The organism is Mogibacterium pumilum, from assembly GCF_002243385.1.
Lineage (GTDB): Bacteria > Bacillota > Clostridia > Peptostreptococcales > Anaerovoracaceae > Mogibacterium > Mogibacterium pumilum.
The window spans coordinates 629,393-651,196 of sequence record NZ_CP016199.1; the positions used below are offsets into that span (position 1 = coordinate 629,393).

Consider the following 21,804-nt stretch of genomic DNA (forward strand, 5'->3'; position numbering starts at 1 on the left):
GAGTTAATGATTCATCCAAAGAGACGAAGTTTGTATCGGGTGCCTTTAGACTTGTAGATGGAAAACATCTGGAGAAGACTGATAAGAACAAGGTGCTGATTCATAAAGATTTAGCTGAAAAGAATAATCTCAAGGTCGGTGATAAGATTAAGATTAAGTCTAATAAATATGATGCCGATAACGAGAAACAGGCAGACGAAACCATAGAAGTTGAAATAAAGGGAATTTTTGACGGTCACAATAAAGGTGGTGCAAGTGCAGCTGTTGAACTGTATGAGAACAACATAATCAGTGATATAGACACGGCCGCAAAGCTGTATGGAAACACAGAGCAATCAGCGGTGTACCAAGACGCAACCTTCTTTGTAAAAGGAGATAAAAACCTCGATAAGGTCATTAAGAATATTAAAGGACTTGATGTCGATTGGAATAAATATTCTTTAGTTAAGAGCACTTCGAACTATCCGGCACTACAACAGTCGATTTCGGGAATATACTCATCTGCAAACAAATTATTTGTTGGCGGAATTATATTTGCAGGGATAGTAGTTTCGCTATTGTTGTTCCTCTGGATGAACTCAAGGAAGAAAGAGGTAGCCGTTCTTCTTTCAATCGGCAGAACCAAGAAGGAGATTGCGATACAGTTTGCAGCGGAACTTATATTTGTAGCCGTTCCGGCCTATATTATATCCTTCTTTGCAGCCGGAGCACTCGGCAAGGTTATTGGTAATAAGGTTCTCCGTGGTGTAACGGGAGGCATTGCTGATGGTATAGCTAAAGAATCCGCTTCATCAGGGCTCGGAGGTGGAGCAGAAGTTGACGGATTTAACAAGACTCTGACAAGTTTAGATGTTATCATCAATACAAGGGCATTCATTTATGTAGTGCTCTTCATGACGGTGATACTGGCAATTTCGCTAATCATATCCACATATCGCATCCTTCGCAAGAGACCTAAGGAGTTGCTGATAGATGTGAAATAAAGACTGGAGGGTCAATGAAGATTCTTATAGTTGAAGACGATAAGAATATCAGGGAGGGAGTCGCAGACTTCCTCTCTGAGTTTGGTTATAATACGATTGAAGCACCTGATGGACGGGAGGCTCTCGCAAAATTTGATGAACAAGATATCAGTCTTGTAATTCTCGACATTCAGATGCCATATATTAATGGTTTAGAAGTTCTAAAGGAGATTAGAAAACGAAGCAAATTACCTGTTCTTATGCTTACGGCATTTAGCGATGAAGAGTATAAAATTGATGCATATACGAGTTTGGCGGATGGATATTTAGAGAAGCCGTTTTCGTTACCGGTATTACGTGCTCGTGTAGATTCGTTGATTGAACGTCATTATGGTATGCATGACAAATTCTGTTATGGCAATGTTGATGTTGATTTTGACAGTTATACGGCTACGCTAGGTAATGAGCCGGTAGATATAAATGCTAAAGAGGTCGATATACTAAAATATTTGGTTGAAAACGAGGGGCGAGCACTGACAAGAGAGCAGATAATAGATAATGTCTGGAAAGCGACAGAAGAACCGCCATTCGATCGCGTGATAGATGTGTATATCAAGGAGCTTCGTAAGAAGCTTGGACTAGATTGCATAGTGACTATTAGAAATGTAGGATATAAACTGGAGAGAAAATGAGAAACTTGAAGATATTCCCCAAATTATTTGTCCAAACGTTCGCCATACTCGGAATTTTGATTATAGTTGTCCATCTCGTAGTATTTCTTATGTTCCCTAAAGTGTACCTTGAGAATAGAAAGAGTAAAATAAATATCAGGGCTAATGAAGTTTCTGCAGCTTTGCAGGGAAAGGATGAACAGTTTGTTGAGCAGTATTTGACCTTCTATTCGAGAAGCAGTGAAATTAAGGCTTTCATTGATTCAAACAGTGACTCGGGAGAGGTGAAAATCGGTGAGAATGCTGAAAATAGCATTGACAAGTCGAGCGATAACAATTCTTTAATTATAGAGACTCGTAATATTAAGCTAGCTGATGGCAGTAAATTGTCAGTGAATTTTGTTTCAACTGCTGATATGCGACAAGAGGCTAAGGGATTAATCCTAAAGTTTCTGCCCTTATCTTTGGCAGTTTCGCTAGCGATATCAGTTTTAGTATCATTGATATATGCAAGACTTTTGACAAGAAATGTTCAAGAAATAAAAGAAGTTACAACTCGAATGATGGAGCTTGATAGAAGCGCTCTTTTGCCTATCGAATCATCAGATGAGATAGGACAGCTCAAAGCGCAAATTAATGACTTGTATGTAGCTTTACTTGAACTGATAGATGATCTTGAGGTCAAGAATGAAGAGATTATAAAGCTAGAAAAGCTAAAATTCGACTTCTTTAGAGGTGCTTCTCACGAACTAAAAACTCCATTAGCCAGCCTCAAAATTATTCTTGAAAATATGAAATATAACATTGGCAAGTATAAGAATCATGACGAATATATTGGAAGTTGTATTGATATAGTCGATAACCTTTCTCAAAATATTTCACAAATACTGTCAGTGTCTTCACTTGAACATCTTAGTGATGAGGAGGAGCTGCTTAATATAAAAGAAATTTTGAGCGAGATACTGGAAAAGTACTCTGTAATGGCTACTCAGCGAGGAATCACAATTAATAACTATTTAGGAGAAGAACAGATTTATGTAGGAAGGACTGCGCTTAAGGTTGTAATGTCTAATGTGGTAAGTAATGCCATCAAGTATTCGGACGAAGCGGGGTGTATTAATATTGGTGCCTGCGATGGCTGGTTTTATATTGAAAATTCTTACGAGAATGCTGAACAGCTAGACTGCGATAAGCTATTTGAAGTTAACTTTGATCTTGGAAAAGAGAATAGTAGTGGTTTAGGGCTATATATAGTTAGAAATATCTTGCTCAGCTATGGGATAGAGCATAAGTTTGAACGTCATGAAAAAAGTGTTGCATTCATGATTAAAATTAAACGATAACGAAGGGCCTGTTTTAGGAATACACTTGCATATAAGGGGCATATGCCATCAAGGCGTAAGCCTCTTATTCTTATAATTCACATCAAAACCACACTTTCGCTCTTATTGATAAAACCCGCTCGAAATAGTATAATAATATGACTTATGCCATGTAAAATGGACTATTATGAGAGGGAAGGGATGCCGATATGTTGAGCTCGATTCAAAGTATTATATCTAATTTCAGACTGGAAGACGCCCTGGATATAGCAATCGTGTCATATATTGTATATAAGATGATTGGTTTTATCAGGGAAACTAGAGCAATGCAGCTCATTCGAGGACTAGTAATAATTGTAGTTGCATTTTTTATATCGGACATATTCAACTTATACCTACTTAACTGGCTGCTCAAGAGTCTTTTCACAATGGGGCTCTTTGCAGTTGTTGTGCTGTTCCAACCAGAGCTCCGTAGGGCGCTCGAACAGGTGGGGCGTAAGAATCTTATGAACACAAACTCGTTCCGCAACATCGACAAGAACAAGGCCGTTGAGACGGTAGATGCACTGGTGAGCGCAATTGACGATTTCTCTGCGACAAGAACGGGAGCACTTATAGCTATTGAGCGTGATACTATGCTCAACGATATCATTGAGACGGGAGTAGTTGTAGATGCGGAAATTTCAATTAGACTTCTTGGAAATCTATTTTACGAAGGCTCACCACTTCATGACGGTGGTGTAATCATTCGTGGAGCAAGAATTCACGCTGCATCATGTGTATTCCCTTTAACAGAGAAGAAGAACATTGGCAGAAACCTCGGAACTAGGCACCGTGCAGGTGTCGGTCTTAGCGAGGTCTGTGACGCGTTAATCATAATAGTATCTGAGGAGACTGGAGTAGTATCAATCGCTGAAGATGGCAAGATACGCAGGTTCGTTGACCTCAAGACTATTGAGAAGATGCTTCTCAACATGTACTTACCGTCTGATAGAGGAATGTATGGTAAGGTTGCGAAGCTAGTACGCCGGAAGGGGGGAAAGCGCGATGCAAAATAACGATTCTAACAAAAAGAAAATCAACAAAATCAATTTGGCTCTTTCGATTGCGATAGCATTTGCCGCATGGTTATACGTTGTATACAGTATTAACCCCACAATAACAAGAACCTATTCAAATATTCCAGTAACAGTTGTTAATTCTAGATCTCTCGCTAAAAACGATTTAGCTGTTAGTAAGATGGATACAGAGAAGATTTCAGTAACACTTGTCGGCAGACGTTCAGCGATAAATGATCTGAAGAAGTCAGAGGTCTCTGCAACGGTGAATGCTGCTAATGCGGACAAGGGCGAGAACAGGATAGCTGTTCAGGTTGCTGCACCCGGAGCAGTCACGGTCAAATCTCAGAGCGAGAGTAGCATTTCGGTTACAGTCGAGGATCTAGAAGTAAAGAAAGTTAGTTCATATACCACGTACAAGGACGGTCAGGAAGGCGAACCTGTAGTTAAGAAAAACTCCAATAAGGAAGTTGAGGTTCAGGGAGCTGCGAGTCTGATCAAGAACGTAGACTCTGTAAAGCTAGAGCTTGACGCTAACAATGTTACAGATAAAGCGAAGGAATTTAGTGTACCTGCTATTCCTGTAGACGGAAGCGGTCACAAGATAGATTATTTGACGACAGACCCGGGGAAAATTTCAGTAACCGCATATAAGGGTGAGACTAAAGTAGTTAAACTCAAGATCAAGGTTACTAATAATCAAGATGGAAGCGTATCACGCACATATTCTGCGCCAAACACCATCGTTATTAAAGGTCGGAGTAAGGATATCAAGGGTGTAACAGAAATCACATCCAAGGATATGGATATCAGTTCAATAACTGAAACTAAAGATGTAAATATCGATTATGACCTACCGGAAGGGGTAAGTATTGCCAACGAATCCAGACATGTTATGCTTAGGGTCAAGGTCAGCACGAGTGCATCAAAGACCGTGAATGTGCCTGCCGGATCAATCAACATTAACAACGTTGCCAGCGGGCATACAGCAACTGCTAATAGTGGAGTTAATGTTATCGTGACGGGTAGCAAAGAGAAGCTGGTAAATATCACAGCAGGATCATTTGTGATAAGTGCAGATGCAGGTGGCCTTGGGGCAGGACAGCACACTGTTACTGTATACTTAACCAACAATTCTGGTATGATGGCTTCACTTGAGAGTGCACAGATAAATATAACAATTCAGTAATATCGGTTGATGTTGAGTCATGCAAACGATATTAGTGGAATCTTTTAGGTGAATCTTAAGGAAGAACTTTATATTTTGCAGGTTATATTAAGGAATTAAGGAGACGTTAATGGGCAGATTGTTTGGAACAGATGGTGTAAGAGGAGTTGCTAATACAGAATTAACAGCTTCGCTTGCATTCGATATAGGTAGAGCAGCGGCTTTCGTGCTGGGAGAAACCGAGAAGAGACCGGTTATGGTAATCGGACGTGATACTAGAATTTCTGGCGATATGCTGGAAAACGCTTTGACGGCAGGAGTGCTTTCGGTTGGCGGAGATGTGGTTAAACTCGGAGTCGTTCCTACACCGGCGGTTGCTTACCTAGTAAGGAAATATAATGCAGATGCGGGAGTAGTCATTTCGGCATCTCATAATCCATTTGAATATAATGGAATTAAGCTGTTCAACGGAGAAGGCTACAAGCTTGACGACAGTGTTGAACAGGAGATTGAGGCTATCATACTAGGTGAGAAGGAGATCAGCACAGATGAATTCACAGGTGCGAAGCTCGGAACCTGCCGCGAGGATGACGCTAATGCGATTAAGCAGTATACAGACTTTCTGCTTACTACCATCGACAAGAGACTTGATGGCATCAAGGTGGTTCTCGATACTGCAAATGGTGCGTCATTTGAGACTGCTCACATCGTGTACGAAGCTCTAGGCGCTGAAGTTACAGTAATCAGCGATAAGCCGGATGGAATCAATATCAATGACGGATGCGGATCCACACACCCAGAGAACCTACAAGAGAAGGTTATAGAGCTCGGTGCTAATGTTGGTTTTGCGTACGACGGAGATGCTGACAGATTGATTGTCGTAGATGAGCAGGGCCGCATTATAGACGGAGATAGAGTACTATGCATCTGTGGAAAGTATCTCAAAGACAATGGACTTCTCGTAACCGACAAGATAACTGCTACAGTTATGAGCAACATTGGACTTCATAAATATCTGGATGGATATGGTATAGGTGTTGATGTGACTAAGGTTGGTGACAGATACGTACTAGAGTCGATGAAACAGACAGGGGCTGTTCTCGGCGGAGAGCAGTCAGGACACATGATTTTCTTGAACTACACAACTACTGGAGATGGTGTTCTATCATCCCTGCAGTTCATGAAGGCATATCTTGATTCGGGCAAGAAGCTCAGTGAGCTTAGAGATGAGATTCAGATTTACCCACAGGCATTAGTAAATGCGAGAGTGGATAACGCTCTCAAGGCAACTGCTCTTGAAGATGAAGAGATTAAGAAGTTCATCGCTGAGATTGAAGCTAAGATGAAGGGTTCAGGTAGAGTTCTGATAAGACCTTCAGGTACCGAACCACTTATCAGAGTTATGCTCGAGGGCGAGGATATCGACGAGATTCAAGGCTACGCTGAACAGATAGCGAATCTTATCTCGGAGAAATTCGGAAAGTAGTGTAAGAGTAACTACTCGAACTAAAATTGCGAATCGTTGTAGCAACTCGCGGTGAGCTGTGGGAGTGCTATTTGAAATAATACATTTGGAGGAAATAATATGTGCGGCATTGTAGGTTATGTAGGTAACGATGCTCCTCAGGGCATAATTATCGAAGGACTTAAGAAGTTAGAGTACAGAGGATATGACTCAGCAGGTATCGCTGTTGTAAACGACGGCAAGATCCAGTTAAGAAAGCACGTTGGTGCTATCGTTAATCTGGAGAAGCTAATCGGAAAAGAGAATCTAGGTGGTCACGTAGGAATCGGCCACACAAGATGGGCTACTCACGGTGCTCCATCTGATGTTAATTCACATCCACATATGAGTAACGATAATAGAATTGCTCTCGTTCATAATGGAACAGTTGAAAACTATGTAGAAATCAGAACCGAGCTCGAGAAAGAGGGATTCACATTTAAGAGTGATACCGACTCAGAGGTTGCTGCAGTTCTGTTCGGAAAATATTATAACGAGATAGGTGATCTCAAGGCTACCATGGATAAGGTAACTCACGAGATGACTGGAACTTTTGCACTCGCTGCAATAGCTGAAGATCAGCCGGATACATTCGTTGCATATAGAAAAAACGCTCCGCTAATCGTAGGAAAGGGAGACGGGTGCAATTTCGTAGCGTCCGACTTTTCAGCGCTTCTCAAGTATACGAAGGATGTTTATTTGCTAGAGACTGGTGATACAGTAGTGCTAACACCAGACAGCGTTACAATTTACGACGAGTCCGGCAAGGAAATCAAGCGCGAGACAATGCACATCAGCTGGGATGAGAGTGTTGCTGAAAAGGGCAAGTATGAGCACTTCATGCTCAAGGAAATCTTCGATCAGCCAACAGCAATCAAGGAGACTCTTGATCGTAATCTTGGTGAAGATGGTAGAGTGTCGCTTTACAATATGACCCTCACCAAGGAAGACTTTGCTAAGTTTAATAAGATTTGTATCGTAGCATGCGGAACTGCATATCATGCTGGACTAGTTGGAAGAAATATTTTCGAGAAGCTGATCAAGCTGCCTGTTGAAGTTGATGTGGCTTCTGAGTTTAGATACAGAGATCCTTTCGTAGATGAGAAGACCCTATTCATCGCAATCAGCCAGTCTGGAGAGACTGCGGATACACTTGAGGCTCTTCGTGAGGCGAAGAGAAAGGGTGCAAGAGTGCTCTCAATCGTCAACGTAGTGGGTAGCACAGTTGCTCGTGAATCTGATGATGTGTTCTACACATGGGCTGGCCCTGAAATTTCAGTAGCATCGACAAAAGCTTACACAACTCAGCTTCTTTCGCTATACCTCCTGTCTCTATATCTAGGAGACCTACGCGGAACTATCTCTGGAGAGTATTATAGTGAGATTATTAGCGAGTTATCGGCTATTCCTGATAAGCTCGAAGAGGTTCTCAAGCTCAGAGGTGACATCGAGAAGCTGGCAAAGAAGCTTTACGATAGAGATCAGGTATTCTTCATCGGAAGAGGCATGGATGCAAGTGTTGCTTACGAAGGCTCGCTCAAGCTTAAGGAAATATCATACATCAACTCCTTCGCTATCGCAGCAGGAGAGCTTAAGCACGGAACTATCGCTCTTATGGAGCCAAAGACTATCCTCGTGGCACTTGCGACACAGTCCAAACTATTTGACAAGATGGTTTCCAACATTCAGGAGGTTAAGGCGCGTAATGCACATGTAATCTCTATCGCTAAAGAAGGAAACACCGCTATTGAAGAGCATTCAGATGAAACTTTCTATATCCCGGAGTGCATGGATGAAGTTTCACCACTTCTCAGCGTAATTCCACTACAGATATACGCTTACTACGTTGCAAAAGAAAAGGGCTGTGAAATCGACAGACCTCGTAACCTCGCAAAGAGCGTAACTGTAGAATAAAATTAATATCTATTAGTACGAGCGTGTACGTGGCCTACAGTTGCAGACTGGCGTGCATGCTCGAGACTATATTTTAAAAAATTATAGACTATGTATTTTATTTAGAATTAGAGAATTGATATGGAAGAGAACAAGGCAATCAAGAATTATACCGAATGGATTAACGCCAAGGGAATCGACCCCAATATGAGACAGTATCTGATGAACATGATATCTCATCCAGACGAAATAGAGAGATGCTTTGGTGAGGAGCTTGATTTTGGTACAGCTGGAATGAGAGCAACCATGGGTGCTGGTTCTGCACGCATGAATATATACACCATTGCGACAGCGGCATATGCGATGGGTGAGATGCTGGTGGAACAGCACGAAGGCAAGGTTGTGAAAATCGTTATCTCGTACGATTCGCGCAATAATTCCAGAGAGTTTGCAGAAGCAGCGGCATTAGCGAGCTGCGCAGCTGGTGTGAAAGTTCTCTTTTCAGATAGACTACGTCCAGTGCCGATGCTTTCGTATGCGATAAGAAATTATGCGGCTGATGGCGGAATTATGATCACAGCTTCACACAACCCTAAGGAATATAATGGATTCAAGTCGTATAGAGCCGATGGTGCGCAGATGATTGATGAAGAAACTGAAACGATTAAGAGTCGTATCAGGGCTGCAGTTGATGGAATTGAGATTCTGGCTTCTTCAGACTCCTTTGAGGAGCTAGTTAAGTCTGGAGAGATCACGTATTTCGGTAGAGAGATTGACGATAGCTACAACGCGATGATTATGGACTCATTTAACAGCAGCAGTGTGAGTAGAAGAGCAAGAGCATCACTACGTATCGTATACTCTCCACTCAATGGATCAGGCCGTGAACCTGTAAGAAGAGCTCTTCGTGAGCTAGGATATGAAAAGGTATATGCGGTAAATGAGCAAGACCGCCCAAACGGTGATTTCCCAAGTCTCAGAGTGCCTAACCCTGAATATGACGATACGTATGATTTAGCTAAGAAGTACGCTGATATGTCGATTGCAGATATTATAATCGTAACGGATCCAGATTCTGACAGACTGGGAGTTTCTGTTTACGATGAGGGTGATTATAAGAAACTATCAGGTAACCAGATTGGAGCAATCCTTCTGGAATACCTACTATCTGAGTCAAAGAAACTCGGCAGGCTTCCTGATAATGGATATGCTGTAACATCAATAGTCTCGACTCACCTCGCAAGAGCTATTTGCGCTAGATATGGGGTGAATCTATACGAGACTTTAACTGGTATCAAGAACATCTCTGACCAGATAAGACAACACTCCGACGAAGGAACAGAAAAATTCCTGTTCGCTTTCGAGGAGAGCAATGGGTACATGCTCAACCAGGCAGTTCGTGATAAGGACGGCGTGATGGCAGCAATAGCAATCGCTGAGATTGCAACATTATCTAAGGCAAATGGTGTAACACTAATCGACCAACTTGAGTCGCTGCACAAACTGTATGGATACGCTGCTGAATCAAGCGTTAGTGTAGATGGCGCAGGAGTTGGTGAAAGGTTCATGGAACACTTAAGGGCGCTTGGAGGCAAGCTGGGTGAACATGGAACTGAGCTAGGGGTACTAGATGTAAAAAATTACACTGACTACATGCCTGAGTCAAATGTTATTCTCTATGAACTTAATGGACTAGACTGGATTGCATTCAGGCCTTCTGGAACTGAACCGAAATTCAAGATATATTTCGGCTTCTACGGTACAGAGTCAGCAGCAGAGAGCAGACTTGCGAGAATCTCAAAGGCTGTAATTGCTGAAGTAAACAAATATAAGGAAATTTAAGATGACAGATGAAGTAAGAATTGCGCTACTCATAGATGCAGAAAACATTTCGGCTCAGTATGCTGGCTACATAATCGATGAGATTGAGAAGTATGGTATCTGTTCTTACAAGCGAATTTACGGAAACTGGGAACGAATCGTCAAGACGAGATGGGAACAAGAAATCAGAAAGCACTCACTCAAGCCGATGATGCAAGTCAACAATACAAGGGGAAAAAACGCTTCCGATTCGGCACTTATTATCGATGCTATGGATATCCTTTATGGCAGTAATGTTGAAGGCTTCTGCATAGTGTCTTCGGACAGCGATTTCACATCACTGGCTAGAAGACTTAGTGAGTCAGGTTGCCTCGTACTAGGTATGGGAGAGTCTGATAAGGCTACAGAGGCTCTTGAAAATGCATACGATAAGTTCATCTATATCGACCTTCTCGCCAAGCAGGCAGAGGAGGAGCGCCTTGCTGAAGAGGCTCTCGAGGCTGAATATAAGAAGCAGAAGAAACAGGAACCTAGTAAGGATACTTCCGAAAATACAGCTAATACGCCTAGTAAAAAGGCTATCGAGGCTAAGATTCAACAGATCATCATGGAGAACAACGATAAGGGTAAGCCTACAGATTTAGGTCTTATTGGCAATGAACTCAACCGAGTGTACAAGAACTTCGACGTGCGATATTACAGCATGAAGGGCGGAAAGCGTTACAAGTATCTGAAGGAATTTGTAAGTGACTTCAAGTCACTCAAGGTAGAAGTGAGCGGAGATCGCGGCATCTACGTTACTATAAGATAAAAAATAAAGATAATGAAAAACCTCCTATTGGCATCATGCTGACATGGGAGGTTTTACATAGCTGTTATTACAATCGTAAAGCTGGCTCCACCAGCTCCAGTTATTTGTCCTCAATCGTAAAGCTGAGTTCAGCTCCGCATTCTGGGCAAACTGCATCTCCAGGTGATGCCTGAAATTCCTTGTTACATACAGGACATGCGATAATATATGTATCAGCATCGTAGCCATCAGGCACGTTGTTGTTGAATGCCTCTTGATATTTCTTACCGTCCATAATTCCTCCTAATCCTAACTTTTAATTCTTAATTATTTATTATTTTACATTATATCTGTTGTTTCCTCAACTTGTTCACCAATATAATGAATTTAAATAAAAGAATTATATCCATAAATATTACTTCATTAACGAATTTCAACATGAATATTCATAACAATTAAAGGTTAAACATTTTATAAAAAACAAGAAAGGAGGGCGTTATGGGTAAGCAGGAAATTAATTTTGATGGCCTTAAATATATTAGTATCGCGATTTGGCTAGAAGTTGGATATATATTGATAAACGGCATGACAGGATTGTTTACCCTTCTGCAGATTGCAGCGATGTCTGAGATATCACAAGGCGCTCTACTGTTCACGACGAAGGTCGCACCAGATATAATACTACTTATTTTTATAGCGAATACAATTTTATATATTATGGGACTAAACGGGCTTGGTAAACTAAATCCATACTACAAAAAAGCTTTTAAGTTTTATATTGGATATCTCGTTTTCCTAGTTCTATCAGTAATCACAATATTTGTAGTATTAGTTACAGCTGGTGAATTCATTTTCTTAGTATTTAAAACGAGTGGTATCAATAACACGGCAATGAATGTATTGAGTTGGATAGTAGTATTTACTATGCTCGCGATGCAGGTTGCTGGTAACGCGATAAATATCATTTATATGCGCAATATTTTGTTTGGAACAAGACGAGTAGTCGATGTACTAGGCGGGCAGGGCCTAGCTTATAATCTAACTATAACGGAACGCATATACAGGATTGCGATGATTGTAACAACGGTGATGGAAGTAGTTGGTGTCACTGGTATGACATTTGTCCTCAAGAAATACTTCCTGAAGATAGCTGGCGAAGGAGCAGATGTCTTTGTCGCACTTTACAGCGCGTTAAGAGGTATGCAAGGCTTTTTCTTCTTACTGATAGTAGCGTATATCATAGTATTTATCATCAGAACGATATTCGCAATCAGGCTCACACAGACATATGTGGATCTATCAAAGCATGAACTTAACGAAGAGGAAGTAGCGGTGTTGCTCGAGGATAAGCAGGCAGTACAAGAAGCTTTTGAAGCATAATACTAGGGAAATCAAAAGACCTCACTGGATTAATCCAGTGAGGTCTTTTTGCTGGTTTTAAATTGAGTACCGCCCTGCGATAAACGCTATTAGCCGATAAGATCTAGGAGAGCCTTCTTAGGAACTGCTCCTACGGACTTATTTACTTCCTCTCCGTTCTTAAGTACAAGAACGGTTGGGATGCTCATAACGCCATACTTCTGAGCTAGCTCTGGATGCTCATCAATGTTAACCTTTCCAACTTTGATGTCGCTTCTCTCTTCAGCGATCTCCTCAATAACTGGTGAAAGCATCTTGCATGGTCCGCACCATGATGCCCAGAAATCAACTAGAACCGGCTTATCTGCCTGTAGTACTTCCTGTTCGAAATTTTCTGCTGTCAATTCAATTGCTGCCATTTTCTTATCCTCCTGATATTACTCAAAAATCAGAACGTGAAACGTCTGATTAATTGCATACAATTCTTATTGATTCCACTTTACCATTTTTGGGAGTCTCTGTGTGATGATTCTGTGAGAAAAAACAATATCGTGGTATAATTAATAGCTGGTAAATGCCTTTTGGTAAGCTGTGGATACACGGTAGAACCATAAGTAAAATGACATAACTAGAAATCGGAGAATGAACATGTATATTGATGAAGCTACTTTCAGAGAGATATTTCACAAGTTTATCTATATCGAATGCCCAGATGCGCTAGAGGAACTATCTGATACGCTCGAGATAATCGATGGAGCGACAGGCGTGCTCGCATACTGCTTTTGTGAAGACCTTGTAGGCACTAACTTTAATCTGCTGGCCTCGGCAAAAAGAAAAGAGAATGGTACACTGGAGATTGGACCAAGAAGCACAGAGAAGTATGCACGAGTTAGATTTAGCGATGTTAGAGATTATGAGTTTGAACTTGTAAAAAATCTAGAGGCAGACATAACAGGGTTTTTAGACGTTCCAGAAGATATCCGAGAGAATTTTGAGTCAGCAGATAAAAAGATGAGTATGCTCAGAGAACTCGAGATGCTGGATGGTGGACGTAACATGGAACTTCCGGACTTCGTGAGTGTGACGGTGGGTAAGAAGGGATTTTTGCCGGAGGTTGTGTGGGTTAGAACGACAGACTTTGGCGATAACGAATTCTACGGAACACTTCACAATCCACCGAAGCAGGGATTTGGCCTAGAACCAGGGCAGAAGGTGCGTTTCCGCGCGTATGACAATGAAGGGGATATAATGCTGATACTAGATAGCAGCATGCTGAATTAATATGGATATTACACAGAAGATAACCCAGGAATTAGGAATAAAATCTTGGCAATCCGAGGCGGTAATCAAGCTTATTGACGAGGGAAATACCATCCCGTTCATTGCGCGATACCGAAAGGAAGCGACTGGTGCGCTTGATGATGAAATATTAAGACACTTCGATGAGAGACTTAAGTATCTGCGTTCACTTGAGGAGAGGAAGCAGACAGTAATAGCTTCTATTGAATCACAGGGCAAGCTCACTGCCGAGCTTCTTGCAAAACTCGAGCAAGCTGAGACAGTCGTTGCTGTCGAAGACATATATAGACCATACAAGCCGAAGAGACGTACTCGTGCGATGATCGCCAGGGAGAAAGGACTTGAAGGACTTGCTACATATATTATGTCAATCGATGCGGCATCGCCTGTACGAGAAGAGGCTCTAAAGTATCTGAGCGAAGAGCATGAAGTAAATGATGCTGACACTGCAATTAAACTAGCACTAGACATCATTGCTGGAGATATATCGGATGATGCGGATATAAGAACATGGATTAGAGCGCTGACGGCCAAGGAAGGTGTGCTAATCACAGCGGTAGTACCTGCGGTTAAGGCAGAACTCGAGGCTAGCGGAGAACGCAGCGTATATGAGAACTACTTTGAATTTGCAGAGAAGGTGTCCGGACTCCCTGGTCACAGAATTCTTGCTATCAACAGAGGTGAGAATGAGAAGGTTCTCAGCGTAAAACTGGAGGCGCCGGTAGAGAAGATAGAAGGTAGGTTGTTCAAAGACCTCAAGAGTTCTGCTAACAAGGTGACTCAGCAGTATATCGAAGAAGCGGCTGTAGATGCGTACAAGAGGTTAATTGCTCCATCTATCGAAACTGAAATCAGAAATGAGCTGACCCTCGGAGCACAGGAGGGGGCGATAAAGATATTTGCCAGCAACCTCGAACAGCTACTCATGCAGCCACCTATTGGCGGCAAGACTGTTCTCGGATGGGACCCGGCATTTAGAACTGGCTGCAAGCTAGCTGTGGTAGATGCTACAGGAAAGATTTTGGACACCACTGTCATCTATCCGACTGCACCGCAGAATAAGATCAAAGAAGCCAAGATGGTCGTAGCGGAGCTCGTAAAGAAGCATGACATAGATATCATCTCCGTTGGAAATGGTACGGCTTCTCGTGAGTCGGAGCAGATTATCGCTGAATTTATTAAGGAATACGAGCAGGGGCTATATGCAAATCCTAAGAAAAAGCTCCAATATGTAATCGTGAATGAGGCTGGCGCTTCCGTATATTCAGCTAGTAAACTGGCGACAGATGAATATCCAGACCTCGATGTAGGTGAGCGTAGCTCCGCGTCGATTGCTAGAAGGCTGCAGGATCCACTCGCAGAGCTCGTTAAAATCGACCCACGCTCAATCGGAGTTGGTCAGTATCAGCATGACATGGATCAGAAGAGGTTAGCGGAAGCCCTTGGTGCAGTGGTAGAAGATTGTGTAAACAATGTCGGTGTAGATTTAAATACCGCTTCAGCTTCTCTTCTCGAGTATGTATCGGGAATAAGTAAGCCGATTGCCGCTAATATCGTGAAGTATCGTGAAGAAAATGGTAGATTTGACAGCAGAAAGCAACTGCTTAAGGTTGCCAAACTTGGTCCTAAGGCCTTTGAGCAGTGTGCCGGATTCCTTCGCATCAGAGATGGCAAGGAGCCACTTGACTGCACAGCGGTACACCCGGAGAGCTATGATGCAGCACGTAAGATTTTGGAAATTATGGGATACAAGCCTGCTGATATCATCACTGGTGCGGCTAAGGGGGTTTCAGATAGCCTGATCTCCAAGAACAAATTGCAGGAGAAGTTCGGCAGCAAGCACACTAATAATAAGTCGGATAAGCCATCGATGAAACAGCTAGCAGAGGTGGCAAATATCGGCGAATATACGCTAAAGGATATTTTGAGTGAAATCGAAAAGCCAGGAAGAGACCCTAGAGAAGAGGCCGAGGCGCCGCTACTAAGAAGCGATGTGCTGGAGATAAGCGATTTGAGACCAGATATGGAGCTCAAGGGAACAGTTCGTAACATCGTTGACTTCGGAGCATTTGTAGATATTGGTGTTCATCAGGATGGTCTCGTACATATATCTGAGCTATCGGATAGATTCGTAAAGCACCCACTCGACGTGGTAAAGGTAGGGGATATCGTAAATGTCCGTGTCCTATCTGTAGATGAAAAGCGCAAGAAGATTGCACTATCGATGAAGAAAAAGAGATAGTAAAGTTGCAGATTTATGATCAGCTTCAGTGCAGGCAACTAGTGGCTAACGGCATAGGTACGGCATGGTAGCGGATAGTAGTATTATAGTAGCGGCATAGTAACGGTTATAGTAATGATATAGTAAGGGTTACAGTAGCAGCATATTAATGGCTATAGTAGCTATATTATATCGATAAATAGGAGGACGTTATGGATTTTAAGGAAGTTGTAAAAAACAGATATTCTTGCAAAAAATACTCAGACAAGAAGGTAGAGCATGAGAAACTCGAGGCTATACTAGAGGCAGGAAGACTTGCACCAACTGCCAAGAATCTACAGGAGCAGCATGTATATGTCCTCGAATCAAAGGAGGCACTAGACAAGTTTGATATCGAAACACCTTGCAGATACGGTGCACCGACTGTATTAGTGGTTGCGTTCGATACGAACAATGTGTACATATATCCAGGCGAAAAGAGGGATTCGGGAATTGAGGATGCTTCAATCGTTGCGACTCACATGATGCTCGCGGCAACTGATGTTGGACTAGATAGCTGCTGGATTAATTTCCTTGATCCAGACAAGCTGCATAAGGCACTTGAACTTCCTGAGAATGAAGAAATCTTGATGGCTATGGATCTAGGATATGCGGCAGAGGAAGGAAAGCCGCTACCTAATCACTTTAGCCGCAAGGAACTCTGTGAAACGGTTTCGTATCTGTAGCTTGATAAAGGGTGAAGTGCAAAGTTCTGCGAACATAAATGCGCCAGAGGCTGAACTAAAATGCGGAATATTGAATCATTTTAATAATGAGATGTCTAAAATGTGGAATATTGAACTGTTTAAATAATTAGATGCAGAAGGCTCCAGCGAGAAATCGCTGGAGCTTTTGATAAGAACAAAATTTTTAAAACCACATAGTGCATAGTTATAGGACAAAACGTGTTGGTAAAAATCGCTGTATCCATTGAAAACTTAATGGATACAGCGGTTATATTTTTATTTTAAGTTTAGGCATCAGCTAGAGATACTGTGTTGCTTCAAATCTATACGGCTAATCTTCCGTATGGGTAGGAACTGTATTATTTATATTTGATTCGATTGATGCAGCTGCTGCTCGCGCCGAAGACCAGGCAAACTGGAGGTTGTAGCCGCCCGTGATGCCGTCTACATCAAGCATTTCTCCGATACAGTAGGTGTTTGGGACGGATTTGAGCTGCATCGATTTGCAGTCAAACTGGTCGAGGCGGAGGCCGCCGGCGGTGACGATGGCTTTGCTGAAGTCACCGCGCGATTCGATTTCGAATCGATCCTCCGTCAGGAGGATGGCGGCCTTGCGTGCGCTGCAAGCGGAACGCTTCGCCACTTCCTTGGCGAAGCGGCGCGGCAGGGCGAACTCTTTGGCAATGATAGACGCGAGTTCGCCGCTTTGCGCGGACTTGGTTCCAGAGTTTCTGCTTTGCGAGGATCCTGCTCCAGAACAGTCATTCGAAGTGAGCCTAGTCAGTGCGTCATCTCTACCCATACCTATGTAGTTAATCAGTAGCCAACAGCCTGACTCAGCGTATTTGGATGAATTGAGAATAACTGGTCCAGTGAAATTATCATGGGCAAGAAGCAGACCACCGCTTAGTAGTACAAGACGCTTGCCGGACTTCGGATATATGCTGATTTCCACCTTGTCAAACGATATTCCAGACAGCTCGCCATACGGATATCCCTTTATCTCGAGTGGTGCAAGTGAAGGCTTTAGTTCTGTATGTTCAATTCCTAAACCTGCAGATATGACATCGAACATCGAGCCATCTGAACCACTTCTAGGGTATGACTTTCCGCCAGTTGCAATTACTAGGTTAGTGGCTTCATAATGAAACCTCTGACCGTCTGGAGCTTCGGCTACAACTATGTATTTGCAAACTTCTGAACTTGCTTCAGCTACATGAATTTCAATTACCTTTCTATTAGTAACTACCTTGAACCCATTTGATTCAGTTGCCTCTAAGAATGCATCCCTCACATCCTGTGCTCGCATCGATTCTGGAAATATTCGGCCATCCTCATCAGTCACCGTCTTGACTCCACGCAATTCGAGAAAATCCACAAGGTCAGTATTGCTGTATTTATATAGAATCTTGCGTATTGACCTTCCGGCGGCACCGTAGCAACTAGGAAAATCCTTGATGCTGCCTGCATGTGTGATATTGCAATGTCCGTGACCGCTCATCAGAAGCTTAGTTCCAATTCGAGATGAACCTTCGAGTATGATGCCGCCAGTCTTAAGATTGGTAGCGCACATCAGTCCAGCGGCGCCAGCCCCGATTATCAATGTTCCAGTGACGGGTATAGACGAAGCGATGGACGGAGTAGTCTCGCCGGTGGTTCCGAATTTAGTATTAAGTATTTTATCTGTGCTTTTTAAACTCATAGCTTATTTCAATTTCATCTCCTAGGTGTATAATGAGAATCACATAATTATAGCATAAGTTTCACTCGTTATTGGCACAGCAGTGCGGGGGGTGAATTTAAATAGGAGGTAATGTGGGTATTAATATCAATGTTATATACGGAGTTATGATTCCGTTTCTCGGGACAATACTTGGCGCATTTTGCGTTTATTTTATGAAAAAAGACCTCAGCAAAAGTGTTGAGCGTATGCTCAGCGGTTTTGCCGCAGGTGTAATGGTTGCCGCATCCATATGGAGTCTGCTTATTCCAGCGATGGAGGAAAGTGAAGGGCTCGGCAGACTAGCTTTTCTACCTGCGGTTATAGGCTTCTGGGTGGGAATAGGATTTCTCCTTCTTATGGATCACGTGATTCCACATATGCATGCTGTAACTAATGATGTTGAAGGTCCCAAGAGCAGACTGTCCAAGACGACCATGCTCGTACTCGCAGTGACGCTTCACAACATACCTGAAGGAATGGCGGTCGGCGTGGTATTTGCTGGCTGGATGACTGGTAATTCTGGAATCACACTTGGTGGTGCACTTGCGCTTGCAATCGGAATTGCAATTCAAAACTTTCCTGAAGGTGCGATTATCTCTATGCCGCTTTATTCTGCGGGATCCTCGAGACATCGTGCATTTAGAAATGGCGTACTATCAGGCGTGGTTGAACCGATAGGGGCGATATTGACGATACTTTTTGCACAGGCGCTTACGCTGATACTTCCTTATATGCTCAGCTTTGCGGCTGGTGCGATGCTCTATGTAGTAGTAGAAGAACTGATACCGGAGATGTCAGAGGGAGAACACTCGCATAGCGGGGTACTGATGTTCGCTGTGGGATTCTCTATCATGATGACTCTTGACGTGACACTCGCTTAAGAGAGGGTGGGAGACATGAGTATTTCAAGTATTGTAGAGAAGATAAAATCAGATGAGAGAAATGTTGAATATACAGAGCGAGGTATTCCGCCTATTTTCCAGCTCAATGAGGGAGCAAAGATTCTCATAATCGGGCAGGCTCCTGGTCGCAAGGTGGAAGAATCGCAGATTCCTTTTGACGATAAGTCGGGAGAGAAACTAATCACGTGGATGGGCATAGATAGGGAAACTTTCTATTCCGACAAAATTGCGATTTTACCGATGGACTTCTACTATCCAGGAAAGGGCAAAACGGGAGATTTACCTCCAAGAAAGTTTATTGCTGAGGAGTATCACCGTGATCTCTTAGCTGAACTAGGTGATGTGCAGATGACGATTCTGATTGGAAAGTATGCGATGGCTTATTATCTGAAAGGCGATATGAAGTGCAATCTGACTGAGACAGTAAGGTGCTTCGCGGAATACCTGCCAAATTACTTCCCAATAGTTCATCCGAGTCCACTCAACTTTCGTTGGCAGGCAAAAAATCCGTGGTTTATGGAAGAGGTTGTGCCAGCACTTGAGAGAAGAGTTGCGGATATACTGGGATAACATTAAGCAAATTGATTGACTTAGATTAACTTCTTAGCTTCATTGATTTATAGATTGACATTTAATAAGACTAATATATATGTACGGAGGGTAAAATGGACGTTAGATACAAGCTAGGCTTCGGCCTTATGAGGCTGCCGATGACTAACCCGGACGATGCGGGAAGCATCGATATTGATGAAAGCGGACGCATGGCAGATTCATTTATTGAACAGGGGTTTACTTACTTTGATACGGCGTGGATGTACCACAACAAGCAGAGCGAGCCAGCGACAAAAGAATTCCTAGTTAAGCGACACGATAGAAGCGAGTACACGCTTGCTACCAAGATGCATGCGGGATTTTTTAATACGGAAGAGGAGCGTGATGCATACTTTGAGGCGCAGCTCGAAAAGACTGGTGCAGGCTATTTCGATTACTACCTGCTCCATGACGTAGGACGCGAGAACATCGATAAATTCAGGGAGCTTCACTGTTTCGAATACCTTAAGGCGAAGAAGGAAGCGGGCATCATCAAGCACCTAGGATTCTCGTCACACGAGGATGCGGAGCATGTGGACAAGTTTCTCACTGAATATCCAGAATTTGAGTTCATCCAGCTGCAGATCAACTATCTCGATTGGGATAGCGAGGGAGTCCAGTCGAGGCGCTGCTATGAGGCGGCGGTAAAACATGGAATGGATGTTGTGGTGATGGAGCCGGTCAAGGGTGGAATCCTTGCAAATGTTCCTCCTGAAGCCGAAGCTCTCCTCAAGGCGCACCGTCCCGATATGTCCGTCGCTTCTTGGGCGATCCGTTTCGTTGCTAGCCTTGAAAATGTAAAAGTAGTTCTTAGCGGCATGAGCAGTATGGAGCAGCTACTCGATAACACTTCATATATGAAGGCTTTTGAACCACTTTCTCTAGAGGAGTACGAGATTATAGATAAGGTTGTTGAGATAATCAACAGCTCTATCAGTATCCCATGTACAGCATGTTCTTACTGCACTGAGGGATGTCCTGTAAATATTCCTATTCCACGTTACTTCTCTTTATATAACACGGATATGTATGAGAGTAGCGATAGCGAGTGGACGCCGCAGTGCGAGTACTATGAGAGAACGGCGATGACTTTTGGCAAAGCGAGTGACTGTATCGCCTGTGGTCAGTGTGAGGCAATCTGTCCACAGCACTTACCTATAATCAAGAACCTTGAGATGGTGGCGGAGCACTTCGAGACAGAGTAAGTGGTTTCGTTGTTATGACAAAACACTAATAGTTATTAAAAAATGCAGTAAAGCCGATAGTAGATTGTGTCGTCGGCTTTTTGCATGAATGCATATGTGAGAAGTATGGAGAAAAACACATTTTAAAGATAGTTAGAGTTCCTTGACATATAGGGGTATGGGGTATATGCTCAAGTCATAGTACAGCAACAATAAACGATGTAAAAATGCAACCCACTGCGAATAATCGAGATTCTGCGAATGAACACATGATGATTTTGAAGATGGGAATTTATCATACTAGGAGGGGATATGGCCGAACTATCTGAACGTCGCCGTGAGCGGTCACACATGGAATACAGGAATCTGATGAATAGGCTGAAGAGGATCGAAGGTCAGATCAGGGGTATCGAAGGCATGCTAGAGAAGGATGCATATTGTCCAGATATCTTGATTCAGGTGTCTTCTGTAAACAGCGCACTCAATAGCTTCAATAAAGAACTGATGGCGAGTCACATTAGGGGATGTGTTGCCAATGACATAAGAAACGGTGACGATGAAGTCATTGACGAACTCGTTAAGGTCATGCAGAAGCTGATGAAATAGAGTAA

The 21,804-nt window shown here is 42.8% G+C and carries 20 protein-coding genes; 17 read left to right on the forward strand and 3 right to left on the reverse strand.

Annotated elements, in window-relative coordinates; genetic code table 11:
* The 9 genes from AXF17_RS03080 to AXF17_RS03120 all read left to right on the forward strand — a co-directional run.
* On the forward strand, positions 1 to 983 hold a 983-nt coding region (locus tag AXF17_RS03080), incomplete at its 5' end, for an ABC transporter permease (protein WP_237049074.1).
* A gap of 14 nt (positions 984 to 997) precedes the next feature.
* Positions 998 to 1,654, forward strand: coding sequence for a response regulator transcription factor (locus AXF17_RS03085; protein WP_094233751.1), 657 nt, complete (start codon positions 998 to 1,000; stop codon positions 1,652 to 1,654).
* A complete protein-coding gene (locus AXF17_RS03090; RefSeq protein ID WP_094233752.1) occupies positions 1,651 to 2,976 on the forward strand; it encodes a HAMP domain-containing sensor histidine kinase in 1,326 nt (441 codons plus the stop codon). The genes AXF17_RS03085 and AXF17_RS03090 overlap by 4 nt, the downstream gene beginning before the upstream one ends.
* 188 nt (positions 2,977 to 3,164) lie before the next feature.
* Positions 3,165 to 4,013, forward strand: coding sequence for a diadenylate cyclase CdaA (gene cdaA / locus AXF17_RS03095; RefSeq protein ID WP_094233753.1), 849 nt, complete (start codon positions 3,165 to 3,167; stop codon positions 4,011 to 4,013).
* Positions 4,003 to 5,202, forward strand: a complete 1,200-nt coding sequence (locus tag AXF17_RS03100) for a CdaR family protein (RefSeq protein WP_094233754.1) — start codon at positions 4,003 to 4,005, stop codon at positions 5,200 to 5,202. Before cdaA ends, AXF17_RS03100 begins: the two co-directional genes overlap by 11 nt.
* 109 nt (positions 5,203 to 5,311) lie before the next feature.
* Entirely contained in the window at positions 5,312 to 6,667 is a 1,356-nt protein-coding gene (glmM, locus tag AXF17_RS03105; RefSeq protein ID WP_094233755.1) for a phosphoglucosamine mutase, read from the forward strand.
* A 99-nt stretch (positions 6,668 to 6,766) separates the two neighbouring features.
* Entirely contained in the window at positions 6,767 to 8,599 is a 1,833-nt protein-coding gene (glmS, locus tag AXF17_RS03110) for a glutamine--fructose-6-phosphate transaminase (isomerizing) (protein ID WP_094233756.1), read from the forward strand.
* A gap of 120 nt (positions 8,600 to 8,719) precedes the next feature.
* A complete protein-coding gene (locus AXF17_RS03115) occupies positions 8,720 to 10,420 on the forward strand; it encodes a phospho-sugar mutase (protein ID WP_094233757.1) in 1,701 nt (566 codons plus the stop codon).
* A 1-nt stretch (position 10,421) separates the two neighbouring features.
* Positions 10,422 to 11,210, forward strand: coding sequence for an NYN domain-containing protein (locus tag AXF17_RS03120; protein WP_094233758.1), 789 nt, complete (start codon positions 10,422 to 10,424; stop codon positions 11,208 to 11,210).
* A gap of 100 nt (positions 11,211 to 11,310) precedes the next feature.
* On the opposite strand, the gene AXF17_RS08950 is transcribed toward AXF17_RS03120, so the two are convergent.
* Positions 11,311 to 11,484, reverse strand: coding sequence for a hypothetical protein (locus AXF17_RS08950; RefSeq protein ID WP_157682546.1), 174 nt, complete (start codon positions 11,482 to 11,484; stop codon positions 11,311 to 11,313).
* A gap of 203 nt (positions 11,485 to 11,687) precedes the next feature.
* Here AXF17_RS08950 and AXF17_RS03125 point away from each other — a divergent pair, with 203 nt between their 5' ends.
* Entirely contained in the window at positions 11,688 to 12,569 is an 882-nt protein-coding gene (locus tag AXF17_RS03125; protein ID WP_094233759.1) for a hypothetical protein, read from the forward strand.
* Between the two features lie 89 nt (positions 12,570 to 12,658).
* Here the strand turns inward: AXF17_RS03125 and trxA are convergent, their stop codons facing one another.
* On the reverse strand, positions 12,659 to 12,967 hold the full coding sequence (gene trxA, locus AXF17_RS03130; RefSeq protein WP_094233760.1) for a thioredoxin: 309 nt from the start codon (positions 12,965 to 12,967) through the stop codon (positions 12,659 to 12,661).
* A gap of 229 nt (positions 12,968 to 13,196) precedes the next feature.
* Here trxA and AXF17_RS03135 point away from each other — a divergent pair, with 229 nt between their 5' ends.
* The 3 genes from AXF17_RS03135 to AXF17_RS03145 all read left to right on the forward strand — a co-directional run bounded on the left by AXF17_RS03135 (position 13,197) and on the right by AXF17_RS03145 (position 16,793).
* Positions 13,197 to 13,829, forward strand: a complete 633-nt coding sequence (locus AXF17_RS03135) for a hypothetical protein (RefSeq protein WP_094233761.1) — start codon at positions 13,197 to 13,199, stop codon at positions 13,827 to 13,829.
* A gap of 1 nt (position 13,830) precedes the next feature.
* On the forward strand, positions 13,831 to 16,089 hold the full coding sequence (locus AXF17_RS03140; protein WP_094233762.1) for a Tex family protein: 2,259 nt from the start codon (positions 13,831 to 13,833) through the stop codon (positions 16,087 to 16,089).
* A 191-nt stretch (positions 16,090 to 16,280) separates the two neighbouring features.
* The gene (locus AXF17_RS03145) at positions 16,281 to 16,793 is read left to right on the forward strand and encodes a nitroreductase family protein (RefSeq protein WP_094233763.1); all 513 of its coding nucleotides are present in this window, start codon (positions 16,281 to 16,283) and stop codon (positions 16,791 to 16,793) included.
* A gap of 331 nt (positions 16,794 to 17,124) precedes the next feature.
* On the opposite strand, the gene AXF17_RS03150 is transcribed toward AXF17_RS03145, so the two are convergent.
* Entirely contained in the window at positions 17,125 to 18,495 is a 1,371-nt protein-coding gene (locus AXF17_RS03150; RefSeq protein ID WP_094233764.1) for a BaiN/RdsA family NAD(P)/FAD-dependent oxidoreductase, read from the reverse strand.
* 113 nt (positions 18,496 to 18,608) lie between these two features.
* Between AXF17_RS03150 and AXF17_RS03155 the strand changes: the two genes are divergently transcribed.
* The 4 genes from AXF17_RS03155 (at position 18,609) to AXF17_RS03170 (ending at position 21,799) form a co-directional block, all read left to right on the forward strand.
* Positions 18,609 to 19,397, forward strand: coding sequence for a ZIP family metal transporter (locus AXF17_RS03155; RefSeq protein ID WP_330398534.1), 789 nt, complete (start codon positions 18,609 to 18,611; stop codon positions 19,395 to 19,397).
* Positions 19,398 to 19,412: 15 nt separating this feature from the next.
* Entirely contained in the window at positions 19,413 to 19,988 is a 576-nt protein-coding gene (locus tag AXF17_RS03160; protein ID WP_094233765.1) for a uracil-DNA glycosylase family protein, read from the forward strand.
* A gap of 95 nt (positions 19,989 to 20,083) precedes the next feature.
* Positions 20,084 to 21,214 carry an aldo/keto reductase gene (locus AXF17_RS03165; RefSeq protein WP_094233766.1) on the forward strand — a complete coding sequence of 377 codons (1,131 nt, stop codon included), beginning with the start codon at positions 20,084 to 20,086 and terminating at the stop codon, positions 21,212 to 21,214.
* A 291-nt stretch (positions 21,215 to 21,505) separates the two neighbouring features.
* Positions 21,506 to 21,799: a metal-sensing transcriptional repressor gene (locus AXF17_RS03170; protein WP_094233767.1), complete on the forward strand. Its 294-nt coding sequence runs from the start codon at positions 21,506 to 21,508 to the stop codon at positions 21,797 to 21,799.
* The last annotated feature ends 5 nt before the right edge of the window (positions 21,800 to 21,804 follow it).

What these genes read in the sequence shown, in the direction of transcription:
- cdaA (WP_094233753.1), top strand. Translation starts at nt 3,165, where the DNA reads ATGTTGAGCTCGATTCAAAGTATTATATCTAATTTCAGACTGGAAGAC.
- AXF17_RS03160 (WP_094233765.1), top strand. Translation starts at nt 19,413, where the DNA reads ATGAGTATTTCAAGTATTGTAGAGAAGATAAAATCAGATGAGAGAAAT.
- AXF17_RS03135 (WP_094233761.1), top strand. Translation starts at nt 13,197, where the DNA reads ATGTATATTGATGAAGCTACTTTCAGAGAGATATTTCACAAGTTTATC.
- AXF17_RS03170 (WP_094233767.1), top strand. Translation starts at nt 21,506, where the DNA reads ATGGCCGAACTATCTGAACGTCGCCGTGAGCGGTCACACATGGAATAC.
- glmS (WP_094233756.1), top strand. Translation starts at nt 6,767, where the DNA reads ATGTGCGGCATTGTAGGTTATGTAGGTAACGATGCTCCTCAGGGCATA.
- AXF17_RS03100 (WP_094233754.1), top strand. Translation starts at nt 4,003, where the DNA reads ATGCAAAATAACGATTCTAACAAAAAGAAAATCAACAAAATCAATTTG.
- AXF17_RS03090 (WP_094233752.1), top strand. Translation starts at nt 1,651, where the DNA reads ATGAGAAACTTGAAGATATTCCCCAAATTATTTGTCCAAACGTTCGCC.
- AXF17_RS03085 (WP_094233751.1), top strand. Translation starts at nt 998, where the DNA reads ATGAAGATTCTTATAGTTGAAGACGATAAGAATATCAGGGAGGGAGTC.
- AXF17_RS08950 (WP_157682546.1), bottom strand. Translation starts at nt 11,484, where the DNA reads ATGGACGGTAAGAAATATCAAGAGGCATTCAACAACAACGTGCCTGAT.
- AXF17_RS03145 (WP_094233763.1), top strand. Translation starts at nt 16,281, where the DNA reads ATGGATTTTAAGGAAGTTGTAAAAAACAGATATTCTTGCAAAAAATAC.
- AXF17_RS03150 (WP_094233764.1), bottom strand. Translation starts at nt 18,495, where the DNA reads ATGAGTTTAAAAAGCACAGATAAAATACTTAATACTAAATTCGGAACC.
- AXF17_RS03165 (WP_094233766.1), top strand. Translation starts at nt 20,084, where the DNA reads ATGGACGTTAGATACAAGCTAGGCTTCGGCCTTATGAGGCTGCCGATG.
- AXF17_RS03125 (WP_094233759.1), top strand. Translation starts at nt 11,688, where the DNA reads ATGGGTAAGCAGGAAATTAATTTTGATGGCCTTAAATATATTAGTATC.
- AXF17_RS03140 (WP_094233762.1), top strand. Translation starts at nt 13,831, where the DNA reads ATGGATATTACACAGAAGATAACCCAGGAATTAGGAATAAAATCTTGG.
- AXF17_RS03120 (WP_094233758.1), top strand. Translation starts at nt 10,422, where the DNA reads ATGACAGATGAAGTAAGAATTGCGCTACTCATAGATGCAGAAAACATT.
- trxA (WP_094233760.1), bottom strand. Translation starts at nt 12,967, where the DNA reads ATGGCAGCAATTGAATTGACAGCAGAAAATTTCGAACAGGAAGTACTA.
- AXF17_RS03115 (WP_094233757.1), top strand. Translation starts at nt 8,720, where the DNA reads ATGGAAGAGAACAAGGCAATCAAGAATTATACCGAATGGATTAACGCC.
- glmM (WP_094233755.1), top strand. Translation starts at nt 5,312, where the DNA reads ATGGGCAGATTGTTTGGAACAGATGGTGTAAGAGGAGTTGCTAATACA.